This is a genomic window from Streptomyces anulatus, from assembly GCF_000721175.1.
GTDB lineage: Bacteria > Actinomycetota > Actinomycetes > Streptomycetales > Streptomycetaceae > Streptomyces > Streptomyces anulatus_C.
Map to the genome: position 1 here is coordinate 112,040 of NZ_JOEZ01000003.1, position 12,246 is coordinate 124,285.

General features: G+C 70.5%; 11 protein-coding genes. 9 read left to right on the forward strand and 2 right to left on the reverse strand.

Features of this window, described 5'->3' with window-relative positions; translation table 11 throughout:
- The first annotated feature begins 36 nt into the window (after positions 1-36).
- The 5 genes from IG90_RS0103570 to IG90_RS0103590 all read left to right on the forward strand — a co-directional run bounded on the left by IG90_RS0103570 (position 37) and on the right by IG90_RS0103590 (position 5,630).
- Positions 37-771: an ABC transporter ATP-binding protein gene (locus IG90_RS0103570; RefSeq protein ID WP_030577316.1), complete on the forward strand. Its 735-nt coding sequence runs from the start codon at positions 37-39 to the stop codon at positions 769-771.
- A 181-nt stretch (positions 772-952) separates the two neighbouring features.
- On the forward strand, positions 953-3,496 hold the full coding sequence (locus tag IG90_RS0103575) for a sensor histidine kinase (RefSeq protein WP_030577319.1): 2,544 nt from the start codon (positions 953-955) through the stop codon (positions 3,494-3,496).
- Between the two features lie 82 nt (positions 3,497-3,578).
- A complete protein-coding gene (locus IG90_RS0103580; protein ID WP_030577321.1) occupies positions 3,579-4,274 on the forward strand; it encodes a response regulator in 696 nt (231 codons plus the stop codon).
- Positions 4,275-4,406: 132 nt separating this feature from the next.
- Positions 4,407-4,835 (forward strand): OB-fold nucleic acid binding domain-containing protein, encoded by a 429-nt coding sequence (locus tag IG90_RS0103585; protein ID WP_078585376.1) that lies wholly within the window; start codon positions 4,407-4,409, stop codon positions 4,833-4,835.
- Between the two features lie 3 nt (positions 4,836-4,838).
- Positions 4,839-5,630 (forward strand): DUF3159 domain-containing protein, encoded by a 792-nt coding sequence (locus IG90_RS0103590; protein ID WP_030577327.1) that lies wholly within the window; start codon positions 4,839-4,841, stop codon positions 5,628-5,630.
- 77 nt (positions 5,631-5,707) lie between these two features.
- Here IG90_RS0103590 and IG90_RS0103595 read toward each other — a convergent pair whose 3' ends face one another.
- Both IG90_RS0103595 and IG90_RS0103600 read right to left on the reverse strand, forming a co-directional pair.
- Positions 5,708-6,385 carry a potassium channel family protein gene (locus tag IG90_RS0103595; protein ID WP_030577329.1) on the reverse strand — a complete coding sequence of 226 codons (678 nt, stop codon included), beginning with the start codon at positions 6,383-6,385 and terminating at the stop codon, positions 5,708-5,710.
- Complete coding sequence (locus IG90_RS0103600; RefSeq protein ID WP_030577332.1) at positions 6,385-7,053, reverse strand: potassium channel family protein; 669 nt, start codon at positions 7,051-7,053, stop codon at positions 6,385-6,387. Before IG90_RS0103600 ends, IG90_RS0103595 begins: the two co-directional genes overlap by 1 nt.
- 322 nt (positions 7,054-7,375) lie before the next feature.
- Here IG90_RS0103600 and IG90_RS0103605 point away from each other — a divergent pair, with 322 nt between their 5' ends.
- The 4 genes from IG90_RS0103605 to IG90_RS0103620 all read left to right on the forward strand — a co-directional run bounded on the left by IG90_RS0103605 (position 7,376) and on the right by IG90_RS0103620 (position 11,800).
- Positions 7,376-9,457, forward strand: coding sequence for an APC family permease (locus tag IG90_RS0103605; protein ID WP_033893631.1), 2,082 nt, complete (start codon positions 7,376-7,378; stop codon positions 9,455-9,457).
- Positions 9,458-9,596: 139 nt separating this feature from the next.
- A complete protein-coding gene (locus IG90_RS0103610) occupies positions 9,597-10,925 on the forward strand; it encodes a class I SAM-dependent RNA methyltransferase (protein WP_030577338.1) in 1,329 nt (442 codons plus the stop codon).
- Between the two features lie 291 nt (positions 10,926-11,216).
- Positions 11,217-11,411 carry a ribbon-helix-helix protein, CopG family gene (locus tag IG90_RS0103615; protein ID WP_030577341.1) on the forward strand — a complete coding sequence of 65 codons (195 nt, stop codon included), beginning with the start codon at positions 11,217-11,219 and terminating at the stop codon, positions 11,409-11,411.
- Positions 11,408-11,800 (forward strand): type II toxin-antitoxin system death-on-curing family toxin, encoded by a 393-nt coding sequence (locus IG90_RS0103620; protein WP_030577344.1) that lies wholly within the window; start codon positions 11,408-11,410, stop codon positions 11,798-11,800. Before IG90_RS0103615 ends, IG90_RS0103620 begins: the two co-directional genes overlap by 4 nt.
- Positions 11,801-12,246 lie beyond the last annotated feature (446 nt).

The following is a 12,246-nucleotide window of genomic DNA, read 5'->3' on the forward strand; positions in this document are numbered from 1 at the left end:
GGCGACGACGCAGGCCACGCGAGTACGGGGAGCAGCATGACCGAGAGCACCGGCGGGCAGTCCGGCACGGCCCTTGCCGAGGACCCGGCGCGTCCGGTCATGGTCACGGTCGAGGACCTGCACCGCTCGTACGGCACCGGAGCTGCGGCCGTGCACGCCCTGCGCGGCGTCTCCTTCGAGATCCCCCGCGGTGAGCTGGTCGCGCTCAAGGGCCGCTCCGGCTCCGGCAAGACCACCCTGCTCAATCTGGTCGGCGGCCTGGACACCCCGGACGACGGCCGGATCACCGTCGACGGCACCGAGCTCGCGGGGCTCGGCGAGAAGGGCCTCCTGGAGCTGCGCCGGGACCGGGTGGGCTTCATCTTCCAGTCCTTCGGCCTCATCCCGATCCTGACCGCCGCCGAGAACGTCGGCGTACCCCTGCGGCTACGGAAGGCCGACCCGGCCGAGCGTGACGAGCGGGTCGCCCTGCTGCTCTCCCTCGTCGGCCTCGCCGACCACGCCGAGCAGCGTCCCGGTGAGCTCTCCGGCGGCCAGCAGCAGCGCGTCGCCATCGCCCGCGCCCTCGCCAACCGTCCCGCCCTCCTGATCGCCGACGAGCCCACCGGACAGCTCGACGCCGAGACCGGGCTCGCCGTGATGGAACTGCTCCGCGCGGTCGTCCGCAGTGAGAACGTCACCGCCCTCGTCGCCACCCACGACCCCCAGCTGCTGGGCCTCGCCGACCGGGTCCTGGAGCTGAGCGACGGCCACATCGTCGAACACGGCTGACCTCCCCGTAGCACCGCCCGCACCCGCCCCGCCGCGTATCAGGGTTCCGTCAATACGCCCCCCACCTGCACTCCCGGCACCGAACCATCGCCCGCGGCGGAGTAGCGTCGAGGGCGGCAGCCGCACCGGGCGCCACCGGCCGTCGACAGGACGCCGCCGGACGGAAGAAGACAATGGGGCCATGGGACGCGGCACACTCCGGATCTACCTGGGCGCGGCACCGGGCGTCGGCAAGACGTACGCGATGCTGTCCGAGGCCCACCGCAGGGTCGAGCGCGGCACCGACTGCGTGGTGGCGTTCGTGGAGCACCACGCCCGGCCGCGCACCGAGGCGCTGCTGCACGGCCTGGAGCAGGTCCGGCGCAGCGAGATCGGCTACCGCTCGACCGTCCTCACCGAGATGGACGTCGACGCCGTCCTGGCGCGCGCCCCGGCCGTGGCCCTGGTGGACGAGCTGGCCCACTCCAACGTCCCCGGCTCCCGCAACGCCAAGCGCTGGCAGGACGTCGAGGAGCTCCTCAAGGCCGGGATCGACGTCATATCCACGGTCAACATCCAGCACCTGGAGTCGCTCGGCGACGTCGTCGAGTCGATCACCGGCGTCCGGCAGAGCGAGACCGTACCTGACGAGGTGGTCCGCCGGGCCGACCAGATCGAGCTGGTCGACATGTCGCCCCAGGCACTGCGCCGCCGGATGGCACACGGCAACATCTACCAGCCCGACAAGATGGACGCCGCGCTCTCGAACTACTTCCGCCCCGGCAACCTCACCGCCCTGCGCGAGCTGGCCCTGCTCTGGGTCGCCGACCGGGTCGACGAGTACCTCCAGCAGTACCGGGGCGAGCACAACATCCGCACCCCCTGGCAGGCCCGCGAACGCATCGTCGTCGGGCTGACCGGCGGGCCCGAGGGCCGCACCCTCATCCGCCGCGCCTCCCGGATGGCGGCCAAGGGCTCCGGCAGTGAGATCCTCGCCGTCTACATCGCCCGCAGCGACGGCCTGACCTCGGCGTCCCCGAAGGAACTGGCCGTCCAGCGCACCCTGGTCGAGGACCTCGGCGGCACCTTCCACCACGTCATCGGCGACGACATTCCGGCCGCCCTGCTGGAGTTCGCCCGCGGCGTCAACTCCACCCAGATCGTGCTGGGCTCCAGCCGCCGCAAGTCCTGGCAGTACATCTACGGCCCCGGGGTCGGCGCGACCGTCGCCCGTGAGTCCGGTCCCGACCTCGACGTCCACATCGTCACCCACGAAGAGGTCGCCAAGGGCCGCGGACTGCCCATGGCCCGCGGCGCCCGGCTCGGCCGCGCCCGGATCATCTGGGGCTGGCTCGTCGGCGTCCTCGGCCCGGTCCTGCTCGCGGTGGTGCTGCGCAGCATGGAGGACGCGCCCGGCCTCGCCAACGACGTCCTGCTCTTCCTCTTCCTGACGGTGGCCGCGGCCCTGCTCGGCGGACTGAGACCCGCGCTGGCCTCCGCCGCCGTCGGCTCCGTGCTGCTGAACTACTGGTTCACCCCGCCCACCCACACCCTGACCGTCCAGGACCCCGAGAACCTCGTCGCCATCGTGATCTTCTTCGCGGTGGCGGTGGCGGTCTCCTCCGTGGTCGACCTCGCGGCCCGGCGCACCCACCAGGCCGCCCGGCTGCGCGCCGAGTCGGAGATCCTCTCCTTCCTCGCGGGCAGCGTGCTGCGCGGCGAGACCGCGCTGGACGCCCTGCTGGAACGGGTCCGGGAGACCTTCGCCATGGAGTCCGTCGCCCTGCTGGAGCGCAGCAGCGACGTCGACCCGTGGACCTGCGCCGGATCCGTCGGACCGGCCCCGGTCGCCCGTCCCGACGACGCCGACGTGGACATGCCGGTCGGCGACAACATGGCCCTCGCACTGTCCGGCCGGGTGCTGCCCGCCGAGGACCGCCGCGTGCTCGGCGCGTTCGCCGCGCAGGCCGCTGTCGTCCTGGACCGCCAGCGTCTGGTCGGGGAGGCCGAGGAGGCCCGCAGGCTCGCCGAGGGCAACCGGATCAGGACCGCTCTGCTCGCCGCCGTCAGCCACGACCTGCGCACCCCGCTGGCCGCGATCAAGGCCGCCGTCAGCTCGCTGCGCTCCGACGACGTGGCCTGGTCCGACGCGGACGAGGCGGAGCTCCTGGAAGGCATCGAGGACGGCGCCGACCGGCTGGACCACCTCGTCGGCAACCTGCTGGACATGTCGCGCCTCCAGACCGGCACCGTGACCCCGCTGATCCGCGAGATCGACCTCGACGAGGTGGTCCCCATGGCGCTCGGCGGCATCCCGGATGGCAGCGTCGACCTCGACATCCCCGAGACGTTGCCGATGGTCGCCGTCGACCCCGGGCTCCTGGAGCGGGTCGTCGCCAACATCGTGGAGAACGCCGTCAAGTACAACTCAGGACCGGAGCCCGTCGCCGTGGCCGCCAGCGCACTCGGCGGCCGGGTCGAACTACGGGTCGTGGACCGGGGCCGGGGCGTCCCCGACGAGGCCAAGGAGCGGATCTTCGAGCCCTTCCAGCGGTACGGGGACGCCCCGCGCGGCGCCGGCGTGGGCCTCGGCCTCGCCGTCTCCCGGGGCTTCGCCGATGCCATGGGCGGCACCCTCGACGCCGAGGACACCCCGGGCGGCGGGCTGACCATGGTCCTGACCCTCGCCGCGGCGCCGGGTGGCGTCCGGGCCCGCGCCGAGCTGCCGGCCCAGGCCACCTCATGACCCGCGCCCGCGCTCTTCCTGACCCGCCCCCGTACAGCAGAGCTCATCCCCCCTCCCCGAGCAGCAGAAAGGCAGGACCGCGATGACCAGGGTGCTTGTGGTCGACGACGAGCCGCAGATCGTCCGCGCCCTCGTGATCAACCTGAAGGCCCGCCAGTACGAGGTCGACGCCGCGCCCGACGGGGCGACCGCCCTCCAGCTCGCCGCCGCCCGTCACCCCGACGTCGTCCTCCTCGACCTCGGGCTGCCGGACATGGACGGGGTCGAGGTGATCAAGGGGCTGCGCGGCTGGACCCGGGCCCCGATCCTCGTCCTCTCCGCGCGGCACACCTCCGACGAGAAGGTGAAGGCCCTGGACGCCGGGGCGGACGACTACGTCACCAAGCCTTTCGGCATGGACGAGCTGCTGGCCCGGCTGCGCGCCTCCGTACGCCGCGCGGAACCGGTCGGCCAGGAGGCCGGCGCCGAGGAGGTCGCCCTTGTCGAGACGGCCGGCTTCACCGTCGACCTGGCGGCGAAGAAAGTGCACCGGGAGGGTCGCGACGTACGGCTCACCCCCACCGAATGGCACCTGCTGGAGGTCCTCGTCCGCAACGGCGGCCGCCTGGTCAGCCAGAAGCAGCTCCTCCAGGAGGTCTGGGGCCCCTCCTACGGCACCGAGACCAACTATCTGCGGGTCTACATGGCCCAGCTGCGCCGCAAACTGGAGGCGGACCCCTCGCACCCCCGGCACTTCGTCACCGAGCCGGGCATGGGCTACCGCTTCGAGCGGGACTGACGCGCGGCGGACGTGCGGCTGACGGCGGCGGACGCACCGGCCGGGCGGGGCCCCGCCCGGCCGGTGCGTCACCCGTTCGAGTGGTAGCCCTGGGCCTCGGTACACCGCCCGCAGGACCGGTACGCTTCGGGTATGAGTGCTGTTTCCCGATCCGAGAAAGCCGGGAAGGCCGGGAAGGCGGCGCGACCTTCCGGGCGCTTCCGCCGTATGCTCGACCGGCTCTCCAGTTCCCAGGAGGACCTGGAGTCCCAGGAGCTGCGGGAGGACGCGCAGGCCACCACCGGATGCACCCGGATCTCCGAGTGCTCCGACCGGCAGATCGTGAAGGTGGCTGGTACGTTGCGGACCGTCACCCTCCGTCCCCGGGCCGGAGTGCCCGCCCTGGAGGCGGAGCTCTTCGACGGCACCGAACCGCTGGACGTGGTCTGGCTCGGCCGGCGCGCGATAGTGGGCATAGAGCCCGGCCGCAGGATCATCGCCTCGGGGCGGGTCGCCATGAGCCAAGGCCGCCGGGTGCTGTTCAACCCCACATACGAACTCCGACCGCTCGGCAAGGAGTAGCCGGTGACGTCTCTCGACAAGCCGACGTCCGACACGGACCAGCCCCACCGCACCGACCCGCAGCACGCCGGCGGGAGGCACGCCGCCCAGCAGGACGCCGAGGCGAAGGCCGTCACCGAGGCCGCCCTCTTCGAGGCCTTCGGCGGTGTGCGCGGCATGGTGGAGACAGTCCTGCCCGGGCTGCTCTTCGTCACGATCTTCACCATCAACAAGGACCTGCACGTCTCGGCCATCGCGGCCCTGGCCGTGTCCCTGGCCCTCGTCGCCGTCCGGCTGATCCGCCGGGACACCGTCAAGCACGCTTTCAGCGGCGTCTTCGGGGTGGCCTTCGGTGTCGTCTTCGCGATGATGACGGGCAACGCCAAGGACTTCTACCTGCCGGGCATGCTCTACACCCTGGGCCTCGCGGTCGCCTACCTCGGCACCGCGGTCGCCGGGGTGCCGCTGATCGGCCTGATCCTCGGCCCGGTCTTCAAGGAGAACCTCTCCTGGCGGACGCGTAACCCCGGCCGGAAGAAGGCGTACACCAAGGCCAGTTACGCCTGGGGCTTCATCCTGCTGGCAAAGTGCGCGATCCTCTTCCCGCTCTACTGGTGGGCCGACACCACCCAGCTGGGCTGGGTTCTGGTCTCGCTGAAGATCCCGCCGTTCCTGCTCGCGGTCTACCTGACCTGGGTCTTCCTCGCGAAGGCGCCGGCGCCCATCGACGTCTTCGCCGAGATGGAGGCCGAGGAGCAGGCCGAGAAGGACCGCAAGGCGCAGGCCGCCGCGGCGCTCCGTGACCCGGAGGCCTGATCCGCGGAACGCTACGCTGTGAAGGGGCCCGGAACCGCCGCTCAGTGGTCCCGGACCCCTTCACCCGTCTCCGGTGGTCAGCCGTCCGCAGGATCGTGCCGGACCGACAACAGATCCTCCAACTGTTCCTCGCGCGCCTGGGCGGCCACGAAGAGCAGCTCGTCACCGGCCTCCAGGGACTCCTCCGGGCTCGGCGTCAGCACCCGCGCACCCCGGATGATCGTCACCAGCGAGGTGTCCGCGGGCCAGGCCACATCCCCGACACGGATGCCGGCGAGCGCCGACTCCGGCGGCAGGGTCAGCTCCACCAGGTTGGCGTCGCCGTGGCTGAAGCGCAGCAGCCGGACCAGATCGCCGACGCTCACCGCCTCCTCGACCAGGGCCGACATCAGACGGGGCGTCGAGACGGCGACGTCCACGCCCCAGGACTCGTTGAACAGCCACTCGTTCTTCGGGTTGTTCACCCGGGCCACCACTCGAGGCACGCCGTACTCGGTCTTGGCGAGCAGCGAGACGACCAGATTGACCTTGTCGTCCCCGGTCGCGGCGATCACCACGTTGCACCGCTGCAGCGCCGCCTCGTCCAGCGACGTGATCTCACAGGCGTCCGCGAGCAGCCACTCGGCCATCGGCACCCGCTCCACCGAGATGGCGCTCGGCGCCTTGTCGATCAGCAGCACCTCGTGCCCGTTCTCCAGCAGCTCGGCGGCGATGGAACGGCCCACCGCGCCCGCCCCGGCAATCGACACACGCATCAGTGACCGTCCTCCTCGGGACCCTCGGCGAAGGCCTCTTCGACCTTGGCGATCTCGTCCGTACGCATCATCACGTGGACCAGGTCGCCCTCCTGGAGGACGGTCTGCGAGGTCGGCAGTATGGCCTCGCCCAACCGGGTGAGGAAGGCCACGCGGACCCCCGTCTCCTCCTGGAGCGTGCTGATCTTGTGGCCGATCCAGGACGGCGTCGTGTGCACCTCCGCGAGCTGCACACCACCGCTCGGGTCACGCCACAGCGGCTCCGCGCCCGACGGCAGCAGCCGGCGCAGCATCTGGTCCGCCGTCCAGCGCACCGTCGCCACGGTGGGGATGCCGAGACGCTGGTAGACCTCGGCGCGCTTCGGGTCGTAGATCCGCGCCGCGACGTTCTCGATGGAGAACATCTCGCGGGCCACCCGGGCCGCGATGATGTTGGAGTTGTCGCCGCTGCTGACCGCGGCGAACGCCCCGGCGTCCTCGATCCCCGCCTCGCGGAGGGTGTCCTGGTCGAAGCCGACCCCGGTGACCCGGCGCCCGCCGAATCCGGACCCGAGGCGACGGAACGCCGTGGGGTCCTGGTCGATCACCGCGACGGTGTGCCCCTGCTGTTCCAGGGTCTGTGCGAGAGCGGCTCCGACGCGCCCGCAGCCCATGATGACGATGTGCACTGTGCGCCTACCCCGCCGTCCTGGTCATCCGGCTGACCTGCGAAAACACGCTGCTCACACTTCTCTCTCAGCTTGCTGGGCAAACAACGGGGCGCACACCCGCGGTGTGGCCCGGAGTCGAGCTTATGCGCCGGGGGAGGCCATGCCTCATCCGCGTGTCCGTTTCCCCGCGCACCCCGGTAAAGGAAAAGCAAAGCAGGCCGAACGGGCGCAAGGATCGCGTTAAGGAATACCGGGGCGTTCTCCGCCGACCGCAGGAGATTGCGGGGCCACGTCGAAAGGGCGTGCGTTTCGGCCGCGGGCTCCGCTTACGATCCTCACCGTGTCCAAACTGACCGACGTGCCCAAACGGATCCTGATCGGCCGGGCGCTGCGCAGCGACAAGCTCGGGGAGACCCTCCTCCCCAAGCGCATCGCGCTCCCCGTCTTCGCGTCCGACCCGTTGTCCTCGGTGGCGTACGCACCCGGAGAAGTCCTCCTCGTGCTGTCCATCGCGGGGGTCTCGGCGTACCACTTCAGCCCCTGGATCGCCCTGGCGGTCGTCGTCCTCATGTTCACGGTCGTCGCCTCCTACCGGCAGAACGTCCGCGCCTACCCGAGCGGCGGCGGCGACTACGAGGTCGCGAACACCAACCTCGGCCCGAAGGCCGGACTGACCGTCGCCAGCGCCCTGCTCGTCGACTACGTCCTCACCGTCGCCGTGTCGATCTCCTCCGGCGTCGAGAACCTCGGCTCCGCGATCCCGTTCGTCGTCGAGCACAAGACGCTCTGCGCCATCGGCGCCATCGTCCTGCTCACCCTGATGAACCTGCGCGGCGTCAGGGAGTCCGGGAAGCTCTTCGCCATCCCCACCTACCTCTTCGTGGCCGGCGTCTTCCTCATGATCCTGTGGGGCGCCTTCCGCGGTCTGATCCTCGGCGACACCATGCAAGCCCCCACCTCCGACCTCGAGATCAAGCCCGAACACGAGGGACTGGCCGGCTTCGCGCTCGTCTTCCTGCTCCTGCGGGCCTTCTCCTCCGGCTGCGCCGCCCTCACCGGCGTCGAGGCGATCAGCAACGGCGTACCCGCCTTCCGCAAGCCGAAGAGCAAGAACGCCGCGACCACACTCGCCATGATGGGCCTGCTCGCCGTCACCATGTTCTGCGGCATCATCGGCCTGGCCCTGGCCACCGACGTCAAGATGGCCGAGAACCCAGCCGTCGACCTGCTCCGCGACGGCGTCCCGGTCGGCGCGGACTTCACCCAGGACCCGGTCATCGCCCAGGTCGCCGAGGCGGTCTTCGGCCACGGCTCGTTCCTCTTCATGGTCCTCGCGGCCGCCACCGCCCTGGTCCTCTTCCTCGCCGCGAACACCGCGTACAACGGCTTCCCGCTGCTCGGCTCGATCCTCGCCCAGGACCGCTATCTGCCGCGCCAGCTCCACACGCGCGGCGACCGCCTCGCCTTCTCCAACGGCATCGTGCTGCTGGCGGGAGCCGCGATCCTGCTCGTCTGGATCTACGGCGCCGACTCCACGCACCTGATCCAGCTCTACATCGTCGGGGTGTTCGTCTCCTTCACCCTCAGCCAGACCGGCATGGTGCGGCACTGGAACCGCCTGCTGGTCGACGAACGCGACCAGGCCAAGCGCCGCCACATGATCCGCTCCCGCGCCATCAACGCCTTCGGCGCCTTCTTCTGCGGCGTGGTCCTGGTGATCGTCCTCGCCACCAAGTTCACCCACGGCGCCTGGGTGGCCCTGCTCGGCATGGTCATCTTCTACGGCACGATGACCGCGATCCGGAAGCACTACGACCGGGTCGCCGCCGAGATCGCCGCCGACGAGACCCCCGCCGACGAGAGCGCGCGCCCCTCCCGCGTCCACGCCATCGTCCTCGTCTCCAGGCTCCACCGCCCCACGCTGCGCGCCCTCGCCTACGCGAAACTGATCCGCGCCGACCACCTGGAGGCGCTCTCCATCAGCGTCGACCCGGTTGAGACGAGGGCGCTGCGCGAGGACTGGGAGCGGCGCGGTATCAACGTCCCGCTCAAGATCCTCGACTCGCCGTACCGCGAGGTGACCCGCCCGGTCATCGACTACGTCAAGGGCCTGCGCCGCCAGAGCCCGCGCGATGTGATCAGCGTCTACATCCCCGAGTACGTGGTCGGCCACTGGTACGAGCACCTGCTGCACAACCAGAGCGCCCTGCGCCTGAAGGGCCGCCTGCTCTTCACACCGGGCGTCATGGTGACCTCCGTCCCGTACCAGCTCCAGTCCTCCGAGGCCGCGAAGAAGCGGGCCCGCAAGCGCGCGGACTGGAGCGCTCCGGGGGCGGTCCGCCGGGGCCCGGTGGAGCGCGGGCACAAGGAGCCGAACCGCAAGGAGCCGAACAACCGCAAGGGGCCGAACCGCAAGGGGTGAGCCCACCGGACGACGGACGACGGGGCGGGGCGGCGGCCGGTCGTGGTAAGCACCCCCGGCCATGTCCACGTAGACTGACGGGCTGTTGTCCGGCCGTATGCTCGACCGTTTGCCCCCTTTCTCCCTGGAGCCTCCCCTCATGCAGAACGAACCCACGTCGTCGCTGGTCGGGGAGGAGTACGAGGTCGAGGTCGGGCCCGTCGCACACGGCGGTCACTGCATCGCCCGCACCGACGGGAACCAGGTGCTCTTCGTACGACACACGCTCCCCGGCGAGAAGATCATCGCCAGGGTCACCGACGGCGACACGGACTCCCGCTTCCTGCGGGCCGACGCGGTACGGATCATCGAGCCGTCCAAGGACCGCGTCGAGGCGCCGTGCCCGTACGCCGGTCCCGGCATGTGCGGCGGCTGCGACTGGCAGCACGCCAAGCCGGGCGCGCAGCGCCGCCTCAAGGGCGAGGTGATCGCCGAGCAGCTCCTGCGTCTGGCGGGCCTGACCCCCGAGGAGGCCGGCTGGGACGGCACGGTCATGCCGGCCGAGGGCGACAAGCTCCCCCCGGGCGAGGTGCCCGCCTGGCGCACCCGCGTCCAGTACGCCGTCGACGCCGAGGGCCGTGCGGGCCTGCGCAAGCACCGCTCGCACGACGTCCAGCCGATCGACCACTGCCTGATCGCCGCGCCGGGCGTCTCCGAACTCGGCGTCGAGAAGCGCGAGTGGCCCCAGATCGCCGCGGTGGAGGCCATCACCGCCACCGGCTCGAACGACCGTCAGGTCATCCTCACCCCGAAGCCCGGCGGCCGCTTGCCCTTGGTCGAGCTGGACAAGCCGGTCTCGGTCCTCCGCGTCGACGAGAAGGACGGCGGCGTCCACCGCGTCCACGGCCGCGCCTTCGTCCGCGAACGCGCCGACGACCGCACGTACCGCGTCGGCTCCGGCGGCTTCTGGCAGGTCCACCCGCAGGCGGCCAACACCCTGGTCCGCGCGGTCATGCAGGGCCTGCTGCCGCGCAAGAACGACACGGCGCTCGACCTCTACTGCGGCGTCGGCCTGTTCGCCGGCGCCATCGGCCAGCGCATCGGCGAGAAGGGCGCGGTCCTCGGCATCGAGTCCGGCAAGCGCGCGGTCGAGGACGCCCGCCACAACCTCCAGGACCTCGACCGGGTCCGCATCGAACACGGCAAGGTCGACCAGGTCCTGCCCCGCACGGGCATCACGGAGTGCGACCTGATCGTCCTGGACCCGCCGCGAGCGGGCGCGGGCAAGCAGGTCGTCAAGCACCTGTCGGGCCTGGGCGCGCGCAAGATCGCCTACGTGGCCTGCGACCCGGCGGCGCTGGCCCGGGACCTGGCGTACTTCCGGGACGGCGGATACAAGGTGCGGACGCTGCGGGCGTTCGACCTGTTCCCGATGACTTCGCATGTGGAGTGTGTTGCGATCCTCGAACCTGCGGGCAATGGCTCCTGACCTGCGCTTTTGATGTCCGGGTGGGTTGCTCGAGCTGTTTCCCTCCGTGCAGCGGTTCGAGCGGACAGATCGATCTCTGAGAGCTCTCTGACCTGCGAATTCGTGAGCGAGGCGCTTGCAACGGCGATGCCTTCAAGTGGCTCTCGCGGGATTCTTGACGCTCGAATGACGCTCGCGTGGAAGTCTTTGGGCCTCCGCGGTAGCGATGCGCACGGCTGCTTGGTCCCACGCTCCGCGGAGCCGAGCGTCGCCCGACCGTGCCACTTGATACCGGCCTGGTATCATCCCTGTATGGCGATGACACTTCGACTCCCCGAGGACCTTGACGCGAAGCTCACCGAGCGGGCCCGTCGGGAGGGCCGCAGTAAGCAGGAACTTGCCATCGAGGCCATCCGTAACGCCCAGGACCGGGCCGAGCTGAAGGTCGATGACGTCCTCGCCGAGCTGATGGACAGCGATGCGGAGATCCTGGACTACCTGAAGTGACGGACCTGCGCTACATCCAGATCGACGAGATTCTGGCCATCGCCCGCACGGTCAACGGCACCGAACACAGCGTGCGTGACATGGGTCTCCTGGTGTCGGCGATCGAGCGGCCCCGGGCGAACGTGTTCGGGGCCGAGCTGTATCCCACGCTGCACGAGAAGGCTGCGGCACTGCTGCACTCCGTCGCCCGCAACCACGCGCTGATCGACGGCAACAAACGCACCGCCTGGCTCGCCATGCGTGTCTTCCTGCGGTTCAACGGCGTCAGCGTGAGTACCGTCCCGCCCCCCGTTTCCGTGGCCGGCCCGTTCGTCGAGGAAGTCGCGCAGGACAACGTCGATGTACCGGCGATCGCCAAGCGCCTCGCGACCTGGTTCCCCGTTTCCTGACGTTCGACGAGGCAAGGGCGCCTCATGTGGAGTACGTGGCGATTCTGGAGCTTACTGCAAAGGGGATCTGACCTGCGGTTTTCGTGGGTTGCTCGGGCCTAGCCGGGCGTGCTCGACACCTGCGGTTCCAATCCGGGAAGGGAGGGTGGGCGAGTGTTGCCCCAGGTCTTCACAGGGTCCGCGCAAGGCGGCCCTGACGCTCATGGGGCATTCGCTTTGATAGGGCATCAGCTCATGTATGAGGTCGTATGCGGTCCGTGCGTCGAGTTGCACGGATCGCGGCAATGGGCGGCCACATCAGGAAGGTGACCGGCGGTCCGGTGTCGACGGGGATGGTGGAGTGCGGCGGCACGAGCAGCCCATGCACCGGGCTGTGCCTGTTGCGCATCGTGGACCTGGCCGTGGGGGACTACGACTGTCGGCGGGTGGCCGTTGCCGTCCACGGG